The 21,316-nt window shown below is 55.5% G+C and carries 20 protein-coding genes and 2 pseudogenes; 16 read left to right on the forward strand and 6 right to left on the reverse strand.

Translation table 11 applies throughout. The features are described from left to right. Window positions 1–454: 454 nt before the first annotated feature. Complete coding sequence (locus ACQY4M_RS12690) at window positions 455–1,111, reverse strand: IS1595 family transposase (protein ID WP_428539609.1); 657 nt, start codon at window positions 1,109–1,111, stop codon at window positions 455–457. A gap of 100 nt (window positions 1,112–1,211) precedes the next feature. On the opposite strand from ACQY4M_RS12690, the gene ACQY4M_RS12695 reads away from it, so the two are divergent. The 8 genes and pseudogenes from ACQY4M_RS12695 to ACQY4M_RS12730 all read left to right on the forward strand — a co-directional run bounded on the left by ACQY4M_RS12695 (window position 1,212) and on the right by ACQY4M_RS12730 (window position 9,317). Next, on the forward strand, window positions 1,212–1,949 hold the full coding sequence (locus ACQY4M_RS12695) for an HlyD family secretion protein (RefSeq protein WP_428544662.1): 738 nt from the start codon (window positions 1,212–1,214) through the stop codon (window positions 1,947–1,949). Continuing rightward, window positions 1,946–2,404: pseudogene (locus ACQY4M_RS12700) on the forward strand (ABC transporter ATP-binding protein); the annotation flags it as partial. The gene ACQY4M_RS12695 and the pseudogene ACQY4M_RS12700, both read left to right, overlap by 4 nt. Window positions 2,405–2,583: 179 nt before the next feature. Beyond that, window positions 2,584–3,810 (forward strand): annotated as a pseudogene (locus ACQY4M_RS12705) (IS256 family transposase). Window positions 3,811–3,934: 124 nt separating this feature from the next. After that, complete coding sequence (locus ACQY4M_RS12710) at window positions 3,935–5,317, forward strand: hypothetical protein (RefSeq protein WP_428544665.1); 1,383 nt, start codon at window positions 3,935–3,937, stop codon at window positions 5,315–5,317. A 239-nt stretch (window positions 5,318–5,556) separates the two neighbouring features. After that, a complete protein-coding gene (locus ACQY4M_RS12715) occupies window positions 5,557–6,687 on the forward strand; it encodes a glycosyltransferase (RefSeq protein WP_428544668.1) in 1,131 nt (376 codons plus the stop codon). After that, a complete protein-coding gene (locus ACQY4M_RS12720) occupies window positions 6,684–7,463 on the forward strand; it encodes a hypothetical protein (RefSeq protein ID WP_428544671.1) in 780 nt (259 codons plus the stop codon). Before ACQY4M_RS12715 ends, ACQY4M_RS12720 begins: the two co-directional genes overlap by 4 nt. Then, complete coding sequence (locus tag ACQY4M_RS12725) at window positions 7,460–8,269, forward strand: hypothetical protein (RefSeq protein ID WP_428544674.1); 810 nt, start codon at window positions 7,460–7,462, stop codon at window positions 8,267–8,269. The genes ACQY4M_RS12720 and ACQY4M_RS12725 overlap by 4 nt, the downstream gene beginning before the upstream one ends. A 4-nt stretch (window positions 8,270–8,273) precedes the next feature. Next, complete coding sequence (locus tag ACQY4M_RS12730; RefSeq protein ID WP_428539221.1) at window positions 8,274–9,317, forward strand: IS5 family transposase; 1,044 nt, start codon at window positions 8,274–8,276, stop codon at window positions 9,315–9,317. Between the two features lie 256 nt (window positions 9,318–9,573). Here ACQY4M_RS12730 and ACQY4M_RS12735 read toward each other — a convergent pair whose 3' ends face one another. Continuing rightward, window positions 9,574–10,617, reverse strand: a complete 1,044-nt coding sequence (locus ACQY4M_RS12735; RefSeq protein WP_428539227.1) for an IS5 family transposase — start codon at window positions 10,615–10,617, stop codon at window positions 9,574–9,576. 141 nt (window positions 10,618–10,758) lie between these two features. Here ACQY4M_RS12735 and ACQY4M_RS12740 point away from each other — a divergent pair, with 141 nt between their 5' ends. The 3 genes from ACQY4M_RS12740 to ACQY4M_RS12750 all read left to right on the forward strand — a co-directional run bounded on the left by ACQY4M_RS12740 (window position 10,759) and on the right by ACQY4M_RS12750 (window position 13,356). Further along, on the forward strand, window positions 10,759–11,757 hold the full coding sequence (locus ACQY4M_RS12740; protein ID WP_428544677.1) for a hypothetical protein: 999 nt from the start codon (window positions 10,759–10,761) through the stop codon (window positions 11,755–11,757). 15 nt (window positions 11,758–11,772) lie between these two features. Continuing rightward, window positions 11,773–12,905 (forward strand): IS3 family transposase gene (locus ACQY4M_RS12745; protein WP_428539245.1). Its coding sequence is split into 2 segments (ribosomal slippage): window positions 11,773–12,025 and window positions 12,025–12,905, totalling 1,134 coding nucleotides; the frame shifts between segments, so codons are not numbered across the junction. A 46-nt stretch (window positions 12,906–12,951) separates the two neighbouring features. Then, complete coding sequence (locus ACQY4M_RS12750; protein ID WP_428544680.1) at window positions 12,952–13,356, forward strand: hypothetical protein; 405 nt, start codon at window positions 12,952–12,954, stop codon at window positions 13,354–13,356. Between the two features lie 12 nt (window positions 13,357–13,368). Here ACQY4M_RS12750 and ACQY4M_RS12755 read toward each other — a convergent pair whose 3' ends face one another. After that, complete coding sequence (locus ACQY4M_RS12755) at window positions 13,369–14,595, reverse strand: IS256 family transposase (protein ID WP_428545610.1); 1,227 nt, start codon at window positions 14,593–14,595, stop codon at window positions 13,369–13,371. A gap of 182 nt (window positions 14,596–14,777) precedes the next feature. Between ACQY4M_RS12755 and ACQY4M_RS12760 the strand changes: the two genes are divergently transcribed. Then, window positions 14,778–15,296 (forward strand): hypothetical protein, encoded by a 519-nt coding sequence (locus tag ACQY4M_RS12760; protein ID WP_428544683.1) that lies wholly within the window; start codon window positions 14,778–14,780, stop codon window positions 15,294–15,296. A gap of 59 nt (window positions 15,297–15,355) precedes the next feature. Here ACQY4M_RS12760 and ACQY4M_RS12765 read toward each other — a convergent pair whose 3' ends face one another. Both ACQY4M_RS12765 and ACQY4M_RS12770 read right to left on the reverse strand, forming a co-directional pair. Beyond that, window positions 15,356–15,586, reverse strand: a complete 231-nt coding sequence (locus tag ACQY4M_RS12765; protein WP_428544686.1) for a DUF2842 domain-containing protein — start codon at window positions 15,584–15,586, stop codon at window positions 15,356–15,358. Window positions 15,587–15,674: 88 nt separating this feature from the next. Continuing rightward, the gene (locus tag ACQY4M_RS12770; protein ID WP_428544689.1) at window positions 15,675–16,967 is read right to left on the reverse strand and encodes an adenylosuccinate synthase; all 1,293 of its coding nucleotides are present in this window, start codon (window positions 16,965–16,967) and stop codon (window positions 15,675–15,677) included. Window positions 16,968–17,103: 136 nt separating this feature from the next. Here ACQY4M_RS12770 and ACQY4M_RS12775 point away from each other — a divergent pair, with 136 nt between their 5' ends. The 4 genes from ACQY4M_RS12775 (at window position 17,104) to ACQY4M_RS12790 (ending at window position 20,066) form a co-directional block, all read left to right on the forward strand. Continuing rightward, window positions 17,104–17,499, forward strand: a complete 396-nt coding sequence (locus ACQY4M_RS12775; protein WP_428544692.1) for a DUF6524 family protein — start codon at window positions 17,104–17,106, stop codon at window positions 17,497–17,499. A 64-nt stretch (window positions 17,500–17,563) separates the two neighbouring features. Continuing rightward, window positions 17,564–17,935, forward strand: a complete 372-nt coding sequence (gene secG, locus ACQY4M_RS12780) for a preprotein translocase subunit SecG (RefSeq protein WP_428544695.1) — start codon at window positions 17,564–17,566, stop codon at window positions 17,933–17,935. Between the two features lie 168 nt (window positions 17,936–18,103). Beyond that, complete coding sequence (locus ACQY4M_RS12785) at window positions 18,104–19,747, forward strand: CTP synthase (RefSeq protein ID WP_428544698.1); 1,644 nt, start codon at window positions 18,104–18,106, stop codon at window positions 19,745–19,747. 10 nt (window positions 19,748–19,757) lie between these two features. After that, entirely contained in the window at window positions 19,758–20,066 is a 309-nt protein-coding gene (locus ACQY4M_RS12790; RefSeq protein WP_428544701.1) for a DUF1330 domain-containing protein, read from the forward strand. Between the two features lie 12 nt (window positions 20,067–20,078). Here ACQY4M_RS12790 and ACQY4M_RS12795 read toward each other — a convergent pair whose 3' ends face one another. Next, window positions 20,079–21,305 carry an IS256 family transposase gene (locus ACQY4M_RS12795; RefSeq protein WP_428539582.1) on the reverse strand — a complete coding sequence of 409 codons (1,227 nt, stop codon included), beginning with the start codon at window positions 21,303–21,305 and terminating at the stop codon, window positions 20,079–20,081. Window positions 21,306–21,316 lie beyond the last annotated feature (11 nt).

Below are 21,316 nucleotides of genomic sequence, written 5' to 3' on the forward strand. Positions count from 1 at the left end.
GTCAATAGCATATGCGGGCTTATGAAAATTTCCGCCATCTAAAACTATATCTGCAAGATCGCTTCACTTCAGGTTTGCAAAGGAATATCGTCTCTTTACTATATCAAACGAATAATTACGTTGATGCAGGCCCCTACCAAAGGAGGCATTGATATCTATGAGCAACCAATCCAACGACCCAAAACGCACTGCCTTATTGAAGCGAGGACATCCAAGACGTAATCCGGACAAATCTGCGGGCACATTTGATATCGCAAGAAAAGGATCAAACCAATGAGCTTCCTATGTTCCATTCCTCTTGTGAATTCGCTTTTGTCTGCCTGTTTGGCCCCGTTCCCGCTGGCAACCGGATATGTTGAAGGCGAGTATATATTGCTGGCCCCGATCGAAATTGCCCAAATATCCCGGGTTACGGTAAAACGCGGGGAATTAATCAAGGGGATGACCCAGATAACTACTTCAAGTAACGCTTAACCCATTGTCTTAGCTGCAATAACTGAGCTGAAGGGTCACTGTTGTTGAAACGCCACTCGCATTCCTTCAAATATAGCCCAAATTGGGCCTTGGGGACACCGTTAAATCGGCGCATGTGGCGCTTGGCTTGGTTCCAGAAATTCTCGATGCCATTGATGTGGTTGTGACGGTCTGCAAAGAGCTTGGAATGGTTGATGCGAAAGTGGTGGAAGTCTGACACATCCAGCACATTATAACCGCGCCAACAATCGGAATAGACGATGGAATCCGGCACGACTTTGCGCTCTATGATCGGGATCAGAGTGGCGGATTTGGCGTCCGGGATGATCTTGGTGTAAACCTTCCCACCCCTTTTTAATATACCAAAAACGGGAATTTTACCTGCCGCACCACGCCCGCGTTTACCTTTGCGTTTGCCGCCAAAGTAGCTTTCGTCCACTTCTATTTCTCCGCCGAACATAGCTTGGCTTTCCGCCTCCAGCTCATAGGCGATTATCTCGCGCAGGCGTAGAAAATAAAACGCTGCGGTCTTGCGGTTTACACCACACAAACTGGCTGCTGTTCGTGCTGTCGATCCCGAAACAAAATGCTCCGTAAGACGGTCTTGCTTGTAGTGGCTCAGGCGACTCTTTCTCATGCTTCCCATCATAACCTCTTTTTAGGTTATCTGGGTCAGCCCCTTAATCAATGCCGGGCAGGATCTGGTCATTCTCGAACATCGTGATGCGGAAATTGCCGTGTCACAGGCACGGGCGGCATTGGCACTGGCCCAAAGCAAGCTGGCAGATATCTCGCAAGGACGTCGCCCCGAGGAAATCGCAGTAATCGAGGCATCCTTGCGATCGGCCAAAGCACAGGCCGCAGAAGCAAAGCGCGAGTTGGAGCGGCAAGCGGATTTGGTGCGGCGCGGGGCAATCCCGCAATCAAAATATGATCTAGCAAAGACCCAAAGCGAGGTATCCGACGCGCATGTTGCCGAGTTGGAGGCAAACCTTGCCGTGGCTAAACTGCCCGCCCGCGAGGATGCAATTGCCGCCGCAAAAGCCAGCGTCGCGCAAGCACAGGCAACATTGGAAAATGCACTTTGGCGTTTGTCAAAACGCACCATAGTGGCCAGCAGGGACGGCACAATAATCGACATTATCCGTAGCGCCGGCGAAACGGCCGGGCCGCAAGCCCCCGTATTATTGGTCTTGCCAAACGGCGCAATCAAACTGCGTCTGTATGTGGCAGAAAGCTATCTTTCCGATATCCAGTTGGGCACGGCACTGGCGGTAGAATGTGACGGATGCGCAAAGGGTATAACAGCGACAGTCAGCTATATTTCAGCGGGGCCGGAATATACACCACCTGTGATCTATTCGCTCGAAAACCGGCAAAAACTTGTTTACCTGCTAGAAGCCCGCCTTAAGGGCGATAGCACCCTGAAACCCGGCCAGATCGTCAATGTTGATTTGATCGAGGCTGCGAAATGAAAGCCATCGACGTTCATGGCTTGGTAAAACGTTACGGTGACAAGACTGTCGTCGATAATGTTTCCATGGCTGTTGAACAGGGCGAGATTTCTGGGTTTCTGGGGCCGAACGGGTCCGGCAAAACCACCACTATCCGTGTCATGTGCGGCTTGCTAACGCCGGATGCGGGCGGGGGAACAGTACTGGGCATGGATCTGCACCGCGACCAGCTAAAGATCAAACGCGAGGTCGGGTATATGACCCAGCGGTTCTCGTTTTACGAGGACATGTCGATCGAGGAAAACCTGATGTTTGTTGCGCGCCTGTATCAGTTGAAACCGGTCCGTCAGGTGGTGCGTGATACATTGGAAAATCTGGGCCTGTCTGCCCGTCGTGCGCAACTGGCCGGACGGTTGTCTGGCGGCTGGAAGCAGAGGTTGGCCCTGGCGGCCTGTATCATGCACAAACCCAAATTATGGGGCTGACCCAGATAACTACTTCAAGTAACGCTTAACCCATTGTCTTAGCTGCAATAACTGAGCTGAAGGGTCACTGTGGTAGTGTCGCGAGTTTGGTGGAAATTCGAGGACGGCGTAATCTCCGGGTGCATCGAAGCCACCCAACCGGCGGCTGGAACCGCCAAGGAGATCACGCCATGACAAAGAATACAGCAACATCGACATCCGCGCTACTGGCCAATGAAGCAGGCTAAGACCCGATTGAAGACCGGCTGCGCCAGAACATCCGCGCGACGATCGAGGCGGTTTTCGAAGAGGAGCTGGAGCAGTTTCTGGGCCGTTGCCGGTATGGCCGCAGCGGCGGGGCAAAGGCCGGATACCGCCACGGGCATCGCGAGCGGCAACTGGTCGGAACATTTGGAACCGAAACGGTGCGCGTGCCGCGTGCGCGGATCACAGGCGAGGCCGGCAAGGCCAGAGAATGGCGCTCGAAGGCATTGCCCCGCTACCAGCGGCTGACGAAGAAGGCCGAGGCGCTGATCGCTGCTGTCTACCTTTCGGGCACCAACACACGGCGGGTAAAACGCGCCCTGTTCGGCCTGTTTCAGGGGGCGGTCAGCAAGGATGTGGTGAGCCGCGCCTGGCGCAAGGTGAAGGTGGACTGGCAGGCGTGGTGCGCCCGCAGCCTTGCGGATGAAGACATCGTGCGGCTGATCCTGGACGGCACCGTGATCAAAACGCGGATTGACAGGAAGGCCACCAATATCTCGGTTCTGGCCGCGATTGGCGTGCGCCGGGATGGGCAGAAGGTCTTGTTATCACTGATGAACATGGGCGGCGAAAGCACCTCCGCCTGGCGTCAGTTCATCAACGATCTGGATGCGCGCGGGTTGAAACGGCCCGAATTTGTCATCGTGGACGGGGCACCGGGACTTGAGGTCGCTCTCATTGCCCTCTGGGGTGAAGATCTGCCGATCCAGAGGTGCACGGTGCACAAGCACCGCAACCTTCTGGCCAAGGCACCCAAGCGTATGCATGATGAGTTGACAGAAGATTACCGCGACATGATCTACGCCAAAACACCCGAGGAAATCGCCACCCGCCGCAAGGCATTTCTGCGAAAATGGCGGCTGAAATGCAAGGCCGTCGCTGACAGCTTGGAAGAAGCAGGAGATAAGCTTTTCACCTTCACGCGTCTGCCACAAGGCCAGTGGAAATCGGCCAGAACGACAAATGCGATCGAACGCCTGAACGAGGAATTCCGCCGCCGCATCAAGACCCAGACCGTGCTGCCATGCGCCGAGACCGTGCCGATGCTGCTTTGGGCTCTGATGGCCTCGGGGCAGATCGTCATGCGAAAGGTCGATGGCTGGGAAACGCTCGCTCAGCCCGTCGCCGACGCAACCCTTGACCAAGCCGCCTGACCGGCGCATAACTCAACCCGCTCGGAGGTGCCTGAAATCAATTTCCACCACTTTCGAGACACAACCTTTTGAAACAAAATCAGGCACAGCTTATTCAGGCGCAGCTTATAAAAGAAGACATAACATGACGGATAAAAATTCTGCCGAAAAAGATAAAGAAGCCGAACGGATTGCCAAATGGCGGGCTGAACGCGCGGCTGTTGCCCAAGAGGCCAGACAAGAGCGGTTAAAACAGGCCGAGGTTGCCAAAAAGGCAGCTAAGGAAGGGGCGGTGCAGGACATTATCACAGACAGCATGACAGACAATCGCAAAGAACAGCTGGCAAGCGAGGAAAAGGTGCGGATCAGCAAGGTGGCTGAAACCCTGCCTGACAAGGACGAATTGCAAGAGGTGCGCAAAACCATCCTGCGTCAGCAACGCGTGCGACGGGTTTTTGCCTATTTCCAGTTTCTGTTGTTTGTAATCCTGCCAACTGCGCTGACCGGCTGGTATGTAACCAACATTGCCACCCCGCTTTACGAGGCGCGATCCGTTGTTACCATAGCCAAACCCGGTGGTCAGACCGATCCGGCCTTTCCGGGTGTGTTGGGGATGCCCCTTTCACAAGGCAACCTGAATGAAGCGTTCATCGCCAAGGAATTCATCGATTCCGAAGAAATGATCCGCCTGATGGAGGAACAGGAAGGGTTGGTCACCTATCTGAGCGATGCAGAAATGGATCCACTTCAACGGTTGCGCTATTTGCCCGGATTGCAGGTGGGTCCCGACAGTTATTACCATCGCTATGTTCGCTCGGCAGTTAATATCCAGACCGGGTTGCTGACGCTATATGTCAACGCCCGAACGCCCGAAGACGCACAGAAATTCTCGATGGCGATACTGAAGTTTGCCGAGGCCAAAGTGCGCTCCCTGTCTCGGGCCTTATTTCAGGAACAGATTGCCGAAAACGAAGCGGCGGTGGAACGCGCCCGCAAGGCACTGGAAGATGTGCGGCGTGATCTGGTTGAACTGCAAATCAGCAGTGGATATGCCAACCCCGAGGAGCGTATTACCGAAGTATACAAAACCATTTCTACCCTTGAGGCCGAGTTGCTGTTGTTGCATCGGGAAATGGATAATGCAGAGCTGGTTGGATATTCGGATTCACCCCAGATGAAGACTTTGGTCGAGAAAGAGACAGCACTGCAAAAGCGCATTCAGCAGCAGCAGGACCGTTTGATCCTGGGGACCGAGGGGCGTGAGCCTCTGAACGAGGTTCTGGCCGATTTCCAGTTTACTATCGTCCAGAAAGAAATTGCAGAACAAACGTGGTCGGCAGCACTAGCGGCATTGGAATCAGCGCGCAGCTCGGCCTCATTGGGGCTAAGCCAATTCCAAATTGTGGTGCCACCAAATGTTTCATTTACCCCCAAACGGCCCAACCGAATTAAAACGACCCTTCTGGCCTTTTTGATGTTCTTTGGTTTGTTTGCCGCCTTCAAGGTGTTCCGGCCCAAGGTTAGTTAAGATGATTGTAGCGGATGGGATGCATGCTCTGTGACTTGGCGGTTAGGCAAAGAAGCCTTTGGTATGATGCTGAACGTTTAATGACTGTCTGTCGTGATCATATGTTCACGGGTTTTGGTCGGAAGGCTAATTGATCTAAACCATATCTTGCCTATGGATTTACCGAAAATCCTGTATAAAGAAAACAAGTAAAAACATTCAAGACTGAATGATCTTCAGTTTTACAGGTTTATTGCAAAATGCGCATATTTCTATTGTGTCGGGGATACCCCAGTAAAGAAAGCCTCTACAACTATCCATTCCTGCACAGAAGGGTGCTTTGGTATCGGAAATTTGGCCATGAAGTTCGCATTTTTGTTCTGTCAAACAAGGCGCGTTCATATAGTTTTGAGAGCTGCCATGTTGAAACGGGGAATGGTGCGACCATGCGAGATGCCGTGGCTCGGTTTGCCCCCGATTGCATTGCGGCGCATGGAATTGCGGACGATCTTTGGGCGGCGTTGGCAGGTTTGCCTAAAAGGATGCCGGTCTTCGGCTGGGTGCACGGCTCGGAATTTATTGCGCTTTATAAAACGAACTATCCCGATCCGAATGACCCTCGGCGGCAAAAGCAGCAGGAAATCCATGCACGGCGAAAACAGTTCTGGTGCATCCTGGTGCGGGATTGGCCGGATAATCTAAAGCTGGTTTTTGTATCGCAAGATGCAGCCGACCGGTCGCAACGGGACATCAACTGCCCATTGCCCACCGGTAGCTTAAGCATTATTCACAACCCGATTGATACGGAACTGTTAGATTACAAGGAAAAAACGCCGGATCAGCGGTTTAACGTGCTGTCGATCCGCCCCTATACGAACTGGACCTATGCCAATGATCTGGCGGTGGCGGCCATTGTCCGGATGTCGGCGCACCCACTGTTCGAACGGTTTTCTTTTCGTATAGTGGGGGACGGGGATCTGTTTGAACAGGTGCTGGCACCGGTGCGGCAATTTGAAAATGTCACATTGGAAAGACGGTTTTTGACACAGGCGGAAATCAGTGCATCGCATAAGAAAAACGGCGTGTTTCTGGTGCCGACCCGTGCCGATACCCAAGGGGTCTCCCGCGACGAGGCAATGTCCTCGGGTTTGGTGCCGGTGACCAATGCGGTTGCGGCGGTGCCGGAGTTTGTATCGCCCGATTGTGGTTGCCTGGCACCGCCGTCCGATGCGGCTGGGCTGGCCGAGGGGATGTTGGAGATGGCGCAAAAACCCGATTTGTTCCTTGCAAGATCCAGACAAGCCGCCGCGCGGGTTCGCAGTCAGAGCGCGGTAGATATTATTATTCCGGCGGAATTGGCGTTATTGGCGGGTAAAGGGGCAGGGGCATGAACCAATTAAAGCCGGATATCTATATTGCCGCGATCGGACGGTCGGGCAGTACGATGTTGTGCAATATTCTGACCCGTGAGCCCGACCAGATCATGTTTATCGAGCCCAAATTCCATACACCGCCCTATCGCAACATTCTGAAACCACAGTTGGCGCAATACGGTATGGAATTTGACGAATCCGAAATGGCGGCCGTTCAGGATCTACCGCCGGATCAGATGCTGGAAACCTTGCTGGGGGCGCATTTGCGGCCTATCAAATGGGGCTTTAAAGAGGTGCAGTGCAGCGAACACCGGCGGGTTGTCGACCTGTTTGCCCCCGCACATATTCTGGTGAATGTGCGACATATCTTTAACATTGCGCTTAGTTTTTTCGAGAAACACCGCCGGCAGGGCAATCAGGACAGGTTTCCGGCATCGTGGGTCAGGGATTATTGCCTTCGCGAAACACAGGGTCTTGTCGGGTTCTGTCAGGATATGGCACAGCGGGGGATTGCTTGTCGGATCGTCCGCTACGAGGATTTCATGACCGATCCACAGGCACGCAAGGCCCTTAGTGATCATCTGGGCTGGAGCTATGGAGGAAGTCCGAACCGGTTTTTAAGCGACCTAAATCGCGACTTTGAGGCCCGCCGCCATGCCCTAAATGGGTTTCGGGAAACATCGCTTGTCGATCGCGGTTTGTCCGAGCAGGAAGTCCATTATGCCCGCGATATCGAGGAACAATGTGCACAATATCAAGCATTTTTCGGCTATCAGACCGGGATTGCACCATGATTTTAAGCCATAAGCACAGTTTCCTGTTCATCAAGGGACGCAAAGTGGGGGGCACCAGTATTGAAATGCTGCTGGCTCCGTTTTGCGGTCCTTCGGATATTGTAACGCCAATCAGCCCCGTGGATGAAATACGGCGGCTGAATGCGGGCGGAGCACCGCGAAACTATTGCCCTGATCCGGCAGTTGAGGCGCGGTATCTGCAATTGGTTCGGGATGGCAGTTTTGACGAGGCGCGAATAATGCGGGTCCATTCAGATAAGGTTTATCCATTTTTCAACCATATGTCGGTTGCTTTGGTCGAACAGTTGGCCAATTTTGTTCCCAGCGAATTCACACTGGCGTATGTTGTGCGAAACCCCTACGCAAAGATCATTTCGCTCGCCAATATGAACCTGTCATTTTCAGGCTACAGTGGTGTGCCGATGGAGAATAATGCGGCGGATATTCGTCGATCAATCCAGAAACTGTTTGAAACAGATCAGTTTTTATTGGCCCGCAATATTTATCTTTATCAAACTAAGATGGCATACCAACACCAGATAATTTTACGGCAGGAACATATGGTCAGGGATATACGTCATTTTCTGAACCATTTAGGACTGGAGCAAATAGGTGTTGAAATTCCCTACGCAAAGCAAGGGTCGATCCGCAAGAAATATTCAGCAAGAACAATGTTTACACGGGAACAGCTGGATATTGTGAATAGCACTTTTGCTGATGAATTCAATAATAAAGACCTCTGCATAACATCGGGATTCCCCCGGGTTGGCCGTTTTGGTAAGCTAGCCGGGAAATCTCTGGGGTGAATAGATGGACCTTTTCCTGCACGAAGCGGCGGCACGGATCGGCGCGGATGACGTTCTGTCGAAGATCGACGCGCTGATGGATTGGAACTCGTTTTTGCCGATCCTGCGGCGCGGTCTGGGGCGCTCGGGGATCGGGCCTCAGGGCTATGATCCGCTGGTTCTGTTCAAGTGTCTTCTGGTTGGCCAGTGGCACGGGCTGAGCGACCCGAAGCTGGAGCGGGCCTTGAAGGTGCGGCTGGATTTCATGCTGTTCTGCGGGCTCGATCTGCACGCGTCGGTGCCGGATGAGACGACCCACTGCCGGTTCCGCAATGCGCTGGTCCGGGGTGGCGTTTACGATGAGCTGCTGGCCGAGGTCTGCCGCCAGATCGAGGCGCATGGGCTGAAGCTGAAAGAGGCTGAGGCGGCGATCATTGATGCGACCCTGATCGCGGCGGCGGCGCGCCCGCGCACCCATATCGACGCCCCGCAGGACCGGGCAGAGGACGGGGCAAGGGAAGGGACGCCGGATGATCCGCCCGAGGTCTCACCCGACGGGGCACAGCTGCATTTCAGCGCCGACCCTGATGCCCGCTGGGTCAAGAAGGGCCGCAAGAGCACGCTCGGCTACAAGGGCTTTGCCCGCTGCGACGAAGAGGGCTTTATCGACAAGGTGCACACCACGCCCGCCAATGCCGCCGAAAGCCCCGAATTCGCCACCATGATCGCGGGCGCAAAGGCGCAGCGGGTGCTGGCCGACAAGGCCTATGCGAGCAAGGCCAACCGCCAGATGCTGCGCGGCAAATACCGCGACGGCATCCTGCGCAAGGCAGCGCGCGGCCGCCCCCTGCGGCAATCGGAGAAACGCTTCAACCGGCTGATTTCGAAACGCCGCTTCCGCATCGAGCAGACTTTCGGCACGATGAAACGCCTCTTCGGCCTGCAGCGGGCGAGATATTTCGGGCGCGCCAGGGTGCATGCCCAGATGGTCATGGCCGCCATCGCGCAAAACCTGCTCAAGGCCGCAAACAGGATCACCCTCAACCCGCAAACCCCCGCAATCGCATAGCCCCAAACCCCGCCACCCGTCTGTCCGCCGGACCCGCAGGGGCGCAAGGTGGGCGGCCGAAATCTTGCTTCAACCGAAAGCCATGGCCTCATGCAGAGGTCTTTAGGGAACCTCTGTAAATTCCCGTTTTCGCCTTCTTCGCGGCGGGGTGGACGGTTTTTCGCCTGTCCCGCCTGATTGCTTCGGATCATAAACCCATTTTCACCGGTTTCAAGCCGGTTTTGGGTATTTCAGGCACACCTCACCCCATGAACCCTTATCCCGGCGCCGCCAGGCCGCATTCGAACTGGACGAAGCGCTTCATGTTGTAGACCAGGTTCATCATCCCGATGCGAAATCGCGCCCGCTTCAGGCCGATGGAGCGGATCAGCTTGCCGCCCATGGAGCGCTCCTGAAAAGCGAATACATGCTCGACCCGGACCCGCACTTTCGAGCGCCTCCGGTTGGCCTTTTGCTGGCGCTCGCCAAGCGGCTTGCCGCGCCTGCCCTTGTGATGGATATGGCTGTGAAGCCCCCGCTCTTCCAGCTCGCTTTCGATCTTTTGCGAGCGATAGGCGCTGTCGGCCCACAGGTCCGATGAGGTGTTGCTCGCATCAATCAGACCGGCAAGCGCCTGGCTGTCATGCACGGCGGCATCGGTGACATCATAAGCGCGGATGAATTTGTGCCGCCGGTCGACATTGATGTGGTTCTTGTAGCCGTAATAGCTCTTGCCGTGCTTCTTCGTCCAGCGCGCATCCACGTCCTTCTGGCGCTTCTTGTGGGGTTTTTCCTCCCACTCTTCAGGCGTTTCGCCCGCCTTGATTTTCTCGTTCTCGTCCCTTTTGTTGTGCTGGCGCGGCGCCGGAACGATGCTCGCATCAACAATCTGCCCGCCCATCGCCAGATAGCCCTTTTCGCGCAGAAAGGCATCGAACTTGTCAAACAGCTCCTTCATCTTCCCGGCCCCGGCCAGCCTTTCACGGTAGGCCCAGATGGTCTTGGCGTCAGGTACGCTGTCTTCAATGCCAAGGCCGAGAAACCGCATGAACGACAGGCGGTCGCGGATCTGATACTCGATCTGATCGTCAGAGAGGTTGTAGAGCTGCTGCAAAACCATCGTCTTGAATATCAGCACCTCATCCCAAGGCGGGCGGCCAGCGTTGGATTTGCGCTGTTCGGGCGGCGTGCGCCATATGGCCTTCAGCTCGTCCCGGTAATCCTCGAACGGCACCATGTCGTTGAGCAACACCAGCGGATCACCAGATTTGTCCAGTCCCGCGTATCGGCTGGAAAGATCAAAAAATCCCATCTGACCCATGACAAAACCCCGTCGGTCGAATCATTTTCATCCTGATGACGATTCTACCCCGTCAGGCCGGATTTTGGGGGATTTTTAGAGGTTCCCTTAACTGTTTCCTACGGCACATTCTCGTGCACGCTGGAGGGGTTTGACGACACTTTGGATACGATGAAAGCCATCGCGGAATATTTTCGCGATTTGTCGGCCAAAGACCGCTATTTTGGTGCCGAGCCCCCTGCCCTCGATCCCGAGGTCCTTGCCAATATCGCCAGTCGGGAAACCAGCCTGCAGGTCGAGGCCAAAGTCAGCGACAAGGGCGTCCACCTAACACCCAGTGAAACATCGCCTGCTACCTCTCAGCCGCAAGTATCGGCCATGGCTGAAATGCCTGCCATTGCGCCAACCAAAGACATTCAGGAACAAACAAAACAGGAAGATGAGCTTAGTAACCTTGTTATTCCTTCGAACGAATATGACGATGCGCAGGACGAAGCCTTGGTCAAAACCGCCCCGTCACCTGAAAATCCGGTTCTGAAACATGATACCTCTGAGCCCGGCGCCGAAAGCATCGCCGCCAAATTGCGCCGAATCCGTGCGGTTGTTGCAGCCAAACAAGCGACCAGTTCGACATCCTCCATCTTTGCCGAGGATTTCCAGCCAGAACCAGAGACCGAGCAAAAAGATAATGCCACTGACGAGGACGACGAGCCTGCCGACGAAGAATTGCAAACCCCGCCTGTCATTGAGCCGGCACAGGATGCGGATACAACTGAAGAACCCACTGTAGAAACAACATCTTCGGAACCTGAAGAAAACGATATGAAAATCGATCTGCCCGGGGCCGATTTTTCAATGGGTGACGACATTGAAGGCTTTGATCAGGATGATGATGACATGTCGGTCGCTAACATTCTGGATTTTGTTGAAGATGGGGAAGAAGAGCTGGAAGAAGAAGCCGTATCCAAGCCCGAAACGAATGAAGTGGAACAGGTTGACGACAACCAGGATGACACCGGCCCAGAACAGGCGGAGGAAATCGCGGTTGTGCACCCGGTCCGCCCCATCCGGCCAACAGTGACGACATCCCAGCGGCCAGAGCGACACAATAGAGGTGGTCGCGGAAATTCGGACCAGTTGTTAAGGTGGATCGACTTATGAGAAAGACGATTCAAAATGACGAAACGAAAGAACCATTCTCCCGAATTCAAAGCCCGCGTTGCGCTTGAAGCAATCCGCGAGGAAATGACGATGGCGGAGCTGTCGAAGAAGTATGGTGTGCATCCAACCCAGATTGGCACATGGAAACGAGCAGCGATTGAAAACATGGCCACGGCATTTTCCAGACGGGGCCGTGATCCTGATCGGGTTGATGAAGCCCAGATTGAGAAGCTGCACTCCAAGATTGGTCAGCTGGTCGTGGAACGGGATTTTTTAGCCAACGCCTCGCAACAGTTGCTCGGGAAGCGAGGCAAAAAATGGTGAGCCGTGAGCATGATCTGAGTGTGCGACGACAATGCGGGCTACTTTCTCTGGCGCGCTCGAACCTGTATTACCAGCCAAAAGGCGAAAGTGCTGAAAATTTGCGGTTCATGACAATAATCGACAAGCAATTCTTGCAGACGCCGTGGTATGGATCACGGCAAATGGCCCGGCACATGCAGCGCCAAGGTTACAAGTGTGGTCGCCACAGGGTCCGCCGTTTGATGCGGCTGATGCGGTTGGTTCCGATCTACCAGACGCCCAACACGAGCAAGAAACATCCGCAGCATAAGATCTACCCGTATCTGCTGCGAGACCTGACGATTGATCGTCCAAACCATGTGTGGTGCGTAGATATCACCTACATTCCGATGCAGCGCGGGTTCCTCTATTTGGTCGCGATCATGGACTGGCACAGCCGCAAGGTTTTGAGCTGGAGATTGTCAAACAGCATGGAGGCAGATTTTTGCGTTGAAGCCCTGAAAGAGGCTATGGCCAAATACGGCAAGCCCGATATCATGAACAGCGACCAGGGCAGCCAGTTCACCGGGTTTGAATGGACGCAGGCGCTGAAAGAAGCCGACGTGAAAATCTCGATGGATGGCAAAGGTCGCTGGGTCGATAACCGGATGATCGAGCGGCTTTGGCGATCCTTGAAATACGAATGCATTTACCTCAACGCATTTGAAACGGGTTCGCAGACCCGCGCCGGGATCGGGAAATGGTTGGCTTACTACAACACCGAGCGCCCGCATTCCACCCACGGAATATTGACCCCGGATGAAGCCTATGACAGAAAAACAAAACCAATGAGTTTGGCAGCCTAAATGAAACCCTGATCCATCTTAAACTGGCTGCTGACTGGTCAAAAAAGTGGGACCACCTCTCAATAGCGATCCGGAATACCAGCAAGATACACAGGATGAAACATCAATTGATCTTGGGAATGTGCCTGATACAAAAACTATTCACAGCGCTGTAAAAGGGATTTTGGGGAAAACAAGCCTGTCTGACGATGACGAATCCGAGTTGCTGAGCCAGTTGGCTAGTATCGAAGTTGAGGAAGCCACTTCTTCGACATCGGCCTCACTTGATCGCGGGATTGATGCGGCCTTGCGCGCTGATCGTGCCAATCGTGTAATGAACGAAGAAGGTGGCGCAGAAGATGAAGACGCGCTTGATCGGCTTTTGGAAGAAACCAACGCCAAACTGGATACCAGCGAAGGTTGTGTCTCGAAAGTGGTGGAAATTGATTTCAGGCACCTCCGAGCGGGTTGAGTTATGCGCCGGTCAGGCGGCTTGGTCAAGGGTTGCGTCGGCGACGGGCTGAGCGAGCGTTTCCCAGCCATCGACCTTTCGCATGACGATCTGCCCCGAGGCCATCAGAGCCCAAAGCAGCATCGGCACGGTCTCGGCGCATGGCAGCACGGTCTGGGTCTTGATGCGGCGGCGGAATTCCTCGTTCAGGCGTTCGATCGCATTTGTCGTTCTGGCCGATTTCCACTGGCCTTGTGGCAGACGCGTGAAGGTGAAAAGCTTATCTCCTGCTTCTTCCAAGCTGTCAGCGACGGCCTTGCATTTCAGCCGCCATTTTCGCAGAAATGCCTTGCGGCGGGTGGCGATTTCCTCGGGTGTTTTGGCGTAGATCATGTCGCGGTAATCTTCTGTCAACTCATCATGCATACGCTTGGGTGCCTTGGCCAGAAGGTTGCGGTGCTTGTGCACCGTGCACCTCTGGATCGGCAGATCTTCACCCCAGAGGGCAATGAGAGCGACCTCAAGTCCCGGTGCCCCGTCCACGATGACAAATTCGGGCCGTTTCAACCCGCGCGCATCCAGATCGTTGATGAACTGACGCCAGGCGGAGGTGCTTTCGCCGCCCATGTTCATCAGTGATAACAAGACCTTCTGCCCATCCCGGCGCACGCCAATCGCGGCCAGAACCGAGATATTGGTGGCCTTCCTGTCAATCCGCGTTTTGATCACGGTGCCGTCCAGGATCAGCCGCACGATGTCTTCATCCGCAAGGCTGCGGGCGCACCACGCCTGCCAGTCCACCTTCACCTTGCGCCAGGCGCGGCTCACCACATCCTTGCTGACCGCCCCCTGAAACAGGCCGAACAGGGCGCGTTTTACCCGCCGTGTGTTGGTGCCCGAAAGGTAGACAGCAGCGATCAGCGCCTCGGCCTTCTTCGTCAGCCGCTGGTAGCGGGGCAATGCCTTCGAGCGCCATTCTCTGGCCTTGCCGGCCTCGCCTGTGATCCGCGCACGCGGCACGCGCACCGTTTCGGTTCCAAATGTTCCGATCAGTTGCCGCTCGCGATGCCCGTGGCGGTATCCGGCCTTTGCCCCGCCGCTGCGGCCATACCGGCAACGGCCCAGAAACTGCTCCAGCTCCTCTTCGAAAACCGCCTCGATCGTCGCGCGGATGTTCTGGCGCAGCCGGTCTTCAATCGGGTCATAGCCTGCTTCATTGGCCAGTAGCGCGGATGTCGATGTTGCTGTATTCTTTGTCATGGCGTGATCTCCTTGGCGGTTCCAGCCGCCGGTTGGGTGGCTTCGATGCACCCGGAGATTACGCCGTCCTCGAATTTCCACCAAACTCGCGACACTACCCCAGCGAAAGCCATCGCCGCCGTTCGGCCATCTCGCATCTGCGCGCTGCAGTTGCCGCAACCTTTGCAGACAGAAAACTTGATTTGGGTGACGGTGATGGCAATGGGGATGGTGCCGAACCTTATCGCTCGGCTCTGGCGGATGTTGTCCAGCCCAAAACTGCAAACAGCTATGTCGAACCTGACAATAGCGGTGTTGCACCTCTGGTTCTTGCAACAAATCAACGCGTCGATATTGAAAATATCGCCAAAGACGGACTGGCCCTTGTTGGCACCAAAACCGATGATCGCAATGATTTGATCTCCGACAGCACCAGCTTTGCCGATTTTGCCCGCGAAGTCGGTGCAACCGGTCTGCCTGATTTGATGGAGGCCGCAGCTGCCTACGCAGCCTATATCGAAGGGCGCCCCCATTTTGCGCGACCACAGATAATGCGCCAGGTTGCCAATCATACCGGTAAGGATGAATTCAACCGTGAAGAAGGGTTGCGCGCCTTTGGCCAGTTGTTGCGTCAGGGCAAGATTGTCAAAATCCGGCGCGGACAGTTCGGGATTGCCGATAGCACGCGGTTCAAGCCGTCAACGCCGATGGCTGGTGAATAATCTGTAAGCGTTCAACCGGGTTTGCGAAAAAGGGTGGCTATTTCAGCCACCCTTTTTGTTTACTCATCGCCGTTTTCGGCATCCGGATCAGCCTTGCCAACCCCCAGAAAAACCGATCGGAACGGCATCATCCAAAGAAAACCCAAAACCACATAGACGATCAATTCCAGCCAGAATGGCGGGCGATCAAACAACGACACTACAAACAGCGCCGCCGCGATATATAGCGGCAGGCCGACCAGCAGGATTATCAGCGACCAGCGCTTGCGGGCTTTGTAAGAAAGGGCCATCACGATGTTTCCAGTTTACATTTGCAAGAAAGTATCAAAACGCACCCACTCTTGGGGTGTGTTTTGATTCATTAATAACTGAAAACATCTAGTCGGCAAACGGATCTGTTACAAGAATGGTATCCTCGCGCTCTGGCGAAGTGGACAGCATCGCCACAGGGCAGTCGATCAATTCCTCGACCTGGCGCACATATTTGATCGCCTCGGCAGGTAGATCATTCCAACTGCGCGCGCCCACGGTGCTTTCCGACCACCCCTTCATGGTTTCATAGACCGGCGTCACGCGGGCTTGTTGATCTGCGGCAGTAGGCAAGTAATCCAGCCGTTCGCCGTCCAATTCATAGGCAACACAGATTTTCAGCTCTTTCAGCCCGTCCAATACGTCCAGTTTGGTGAAAGCAATGCCATTGATACCGGAAATCGCACAGGTCTGGCGCACCAGAACCGCATCAAACCAGCCACAACGCCGCGACCGGCCCGTGACGGTGCCTTTTTCATGGCCGACGGTGGCCAGATGCTCGCCCACCTCGTCAAACAGTTCGCAGGCAAAGGGGCCTTCGCCCACCCGCGTTGTATAGGCCTTGACGATCCCCAGCACATAATCAATCGCGCCCGGTCCCATGCCCACACCCGATGCCGCCATACCGGCGGTGGTGGTCGAGGATGTCACAAACGGATAGGTGCCGAAATCAACATCCAGCAGTGAGCCTTGCGCCCCTTCAAACAGAATGCGTTTGCCCGCCTTGCGCTTTTCGTTCAGCACTTTCCAGACGGGGGCGGCATAGGGCAGAACCTCGGGCGCGATTTCCAGCAGCGCCTGTTTCAGGCCCGCAGGGTCAACCGGTTCCAGCCCCAGTCCCTTGCGCAGGGCATTGTGGTGGGTCAGCAGGCGCTCAATCCGCAGATCCAGCGTGGCTTCGTCCGCCAGATCGGCCACGCGGATCACACGACGGCCGACTTTGTCCTCGTAACAGGGGCCGATACCACGGCCTGTGGTGCCGATTTTGGCAACCGAGTTCTGGCTTTCGCGGGCGCGGTCCAGTTCGCCATGGATCGGCAGGATCAGCGGAGTGTTTTCCGCGACCATCAGGTTCTCAGTGGTAATTTCCACCCCCTGCCCGCGCAGCTTTTCCATTTCGGCGACAAAGGCCCAGGGATCCAGCACTACACCGTTGCCAATCACCGCCAGCTTGCCTTTGCGCAGCAGGCCCGAGGGCAGCACCGACAATTTGTAGACATTGCCGTCAATTACCAGCGTATGACCCGCATTGTGGCCACCCTGAAAGCGCGCGATCACATCGGCACGCTCGCTTAGCCAGTCCACGATCTTGCCTTTTCCCTCGTCACCCCATTGAGCACCGACGACAACTACATTGGCCATTAAGAATCCCCAGACATCCGTTAAAATTCGCGCCTTTGTAGCCACAGCCCAGCCCCAATGGAACCGGTAAAATCGCCGCCCCACTGGACAGGCAGGCCACAAACCTGCAAATCATTGCCAAAAAGGGATTGGATATATGGGCTTTTTACTTCGCTGGGCGGTTGCTTTTGGCCTATTGGCTGCAACTTTCAACCCGACACAATGGAATTACACCCGTTGGGCGGTGGACAATTTCGACAAACAAATGCCGTTGGTCGTGTTACTGGGGTTACTTCTGCTGATCGGCTATATCATTTTCATGCGCGCGACATTGCATTCCATCGGCGCGCTGGGCATGGGGTTGGTGACGGCCGTCGTCGCGGCACTTTTGTGGGTGTTGTATGATTACGGCCTGCTGTCGCTTGATAATTCCAGCATGAACGTCTGGATCGGAATTCTGGCCCTTTCGGTGGTTTTGGGTGTTGGATTGTCCTGGAGTTTCGTGCGCCGCAGCCTTTCCGGACAGGTCGATATCAACGATAGTGATGACTAAGGGCTTGCGGGCGGGCGTTTCTGGCCCTAGATAACACCAAACCTGAATCAAACGGACCGTCCCTATGGAAAACGTAATCCTTGTCATCCACCTTATTCTGGCGCTTTCGCTGATCGGTGTTGTGTTGTTGCAGCGCTCGGAAGGCGGCGGTCTGGGTATGGGCGGTGGCGGTGGTGGCGGCGGCGGGGCCATGTCGGGCCGCGCAGCAGCCGATGCGCTGACCAAATTGACATGGATTCTGGCGATTGCATTTATTGCCACCTCGATCACCATGACAATCATTGCGGCTAAAAACGCGGCAGGGTCTTCGGTTCTGGACCGTTTGGGCGATGCACCGGTGGAACAACCCGTGACAGCGCCAATTGCACCGGCTACGGATGATCTGTTGCCGCCAAGTGCCGGCGACACACCGATCACACCTCCGCCTGCGGACTGATCTAACCATCTACAACAAATAGGTTTTGCAACATTTTGCACAACATCATGTTGTGCCATGTTGCCAAAACCATGCGAATCTACTATATGTCAAATCCCGTGATGATGCGGTTTTTGCAAGGCTGCACGCGCTGCATATTACGATATATCTCACGGGGGCGTTTGCCACATGGCACGGTTTATTTTCATAACAGGTGGTGTTGTTTCAAGCCTTGGCAAGGGGCTGTCTTCGGCGGCTTTGGGTGCCTTATTGCAGGCCCGCGGCTATACTGTGCGTCTGCGCAAGCTGGACCCGTATCTGAACGTCGATCCTGGCACGATGTCGCCCTTTGAGCATGGCGAAGTGTTCGTCACCGATGATGGCGCGGAAACCGATCTGGACCTTGGCCATTACGAGCGTTTCACCGGTGTTTCCGCCCGCAATACCGATTCTGTGTCCTCGGGCCGGATTTATTCCACCGTGCTGGAAAAAGAACGGCGCGGCGATTATCTGGGCAAAACCATTCAGGTGATTCCGCATGTCACCAATGAAATCAAGGATTTCATTTCGATTGGCGAAGACGAAGTCGATTTCATGCTGTGCGAAATCGGCGGCACCGTAGGCGATATCGAGGCCCTGCCGTTTTTCGAGGCGATCCGCCAGTTTTCGCAGGACAAACCACGCGGGCAATGCATTTTTATGCACCTGACGCTGGTTCCTTATCTGGCTGCGGCAGGCGAATTAAAAACCAAACCGACCCAGCACAGTGTCAAGGAGCTGCGTTCTATCGGTATCGCGCCCGAGGTTCTGGTCTGTCGTTCCGAACATCCGATCCCCGACAAGGAACGCGCCAAGATCGGGTTGTTCTGTAATGTGCGCACCGAAAACGTGATTGCCGCTTATGATCTGAAATCCATCTACGAGGCGCCGCTGGCCTATCACCGCGAAGGGCTGGATACGGCCGTTCTGGACGCCTTTGGCATCACCGATGCGCCTATGCCGGATATGTCCCGTTGGGATGACGTTGCCGACCGCCTAACCAATGCCGAAGGCGAGGTTAAAATCGCCATTGTCGGCAAATACACCCAGTTGGGCGACGCCTATAAATCCATTGCCGAGGCTTTGACCCACGGTGGCATGGCAAATCGCACCCGGGTAAAACTGGAATGGGTCGATGCCGAGGTCTTTGATACCGAAGATCCAGTCGCCCATCTGGAACCATTCGACGCGATCCATGTGCCCGGCGGATTTGGTGAACGCGGAACCGAAGGCAAAATCAAAGCCGCCGAATACGCCCGCACCCATAATGTGCCCTATCTGGGCATCTGTCTGGGCATGCAAATGGCCGTGATCGAGGCCGCGCGCAATCTGGCGGGGATCACCGATGCCGGCTCCGAGGAATTCGACCACGAGGCAGGCGGCAAACGCTTTACCCCCGTGGTTTACCACCTGAAAGAATGGATTCAGGGCAACCACAAGGTGGCCCGCAAGGTGGATGATGACAAAGGCGGCACCATGCGGCTGGGCGCTTATACCGCGCAGCTTGAGGAAGGCTCGAAAGTGGCCGAAGTTTACGGCACCACCACCATCGAGGAACGCCATCGCCATCGTTACGAGGTAGACATTAAATATCGCGATGCACTCGAGGCAACGGGGCTGCATTTTTCCGGCATGTCGCCCGATGGCCGCCTGCCCGAAATCATCGAATGGCCGGATCATCCATGGTTCATCGGGGTGCAGTTCCACCCCGAACTGAAATCGAAACCGTTTGCGCCGCACCCGCTGTTTGCCAGCTTTATCAAAGCGGCGATTGAATCTTCTCGTTTGGTATAAAGGAAAGCACATGGCAAAGGGGTATTGGGTCGGTCAGATTGTGGTGCATGATCTAAAGCAATATCAGGCCTATCGCGCGGCGAATGCAGAAGCATTTGCCAAATACGGCGCGAAATTCCTGATCCGCGGCGGCGAACAGACCATCGTCGAAGGGCAGGCCAACCCGCGCACCGTGGTAATCGAATTCAAGGATGTGGCCACCGCGCAGGCCTGTTACGACAGCCCCGAATACCAGGCCGCCAAAGCCCTGCGTGATCCGGTATCCGGTTGTGTCTCGAAAGTGGTGGAAATTGATTTCAGGCACCTCCGAGCGGGTTGAGTTATGCGCCGGTCAGGCGGCTTGGTCAAGGGTTGCGTCGGCGACGGGCTGAGCGAGCGTTTCCCAGCCATCGACCTTTCGCATGACGATCTGCCCCGAGGCCATCAGAGCCCAAAGCAGCATCGGCACGGTCTCGGCGCATGGCAGCACGGTCTGGGTCTTGATGCGGCGGCGGAATTCCTCGTTCAGGCGTTCGATCGCATTTGTCGTTCTGGCCGATTTCCACTGGCCTTGTGGCAGACGCGTGAAGGTGAAAAGCTTATCTCCTGCTTCTTCCAAGCTGTCAGCGACGGCCTTGCATTTCAGCCGCCATTTTCGCAGAAATGCCTTGCGGCGGGTGGCGATTTCCTCGGGTGTTTTGGCGTAGATCATGTCGCGGTAATCTTCTGTCAACTCATCATGCATACGCTTGGGTGCCTTGGCCAGAAGGTTGCGGTGCTTGTGCACCGTGCACCTCTGGATCGGCAGATCTTCACCCCAGAGGGCAATGAGAGCGACCTCAAGTCCCGGTGCCCCGTCCACGATGACAAATTCGGGCCGTTTCAACCCGCGCGCATCCAGATCGTTGATGAACTGACGCCAGGCGGAGGTGCTTTCGCCGCCCATGTTCATCAGTGATAACAAGACCTTCTGCCCATCCCGGCGCACGCCAATCGCGGCCAGAACCGAGATATTGGTGGCCTTCCTGTCAATCCGCGTTTTGATCACGGTGCCGTCCAGGATCAGCCGCACGATGTCTTCATCCGCAAGGCTGCGGGCGCACCACGCCTGCCAGTCCACCTTCACCTTGCGCCAGGCGCGGCTCACCACATCCTTGCTGACCGCCCCCTGAAACAGGCCGAACAGGGCGCGTTTTACCCGCCGTGTGTTGGTGCCCGAAAGGTAGACAGCAGCGATCAGCGCCTCGGCCTTCTTCGTCAGCCGCTGGTAGCGGGGCAATGCCTTCGAGCGCCATTCTCTGGCCTTGCCGGCCTCGCCTGTGATCCGCGCACGCGGCACGCGCACCGTTTCGGTTCCAAATGTTCCGACCAGTTGCCGCTCGCGATGCCCGTGGCGGTATCCGGCCTTTGCCCCGCCGCTGCGGCCATACCGGCAACGGCCCAGAAACTGCTCCAGCTCCTCTTCGAAAACCGCCTCGATCGTCGCGCGGATGTTCTGGCGCAGCCGGTCTTCAATCGGGTCATAGCCTGCTTCATTGGCCAGTAGCGCGGATGTCGATGTTGCTGTATTCTTTGTCATGGCGTGATCTC

Source organism: Profundibacter sp. (assembly GCF_965277155.1).
Lineage (GTDB): Bacteria > Pseudomonadota > Alphaproteobacteria > Rhodobacterales > Rhodobacteraceae > Profundibacter.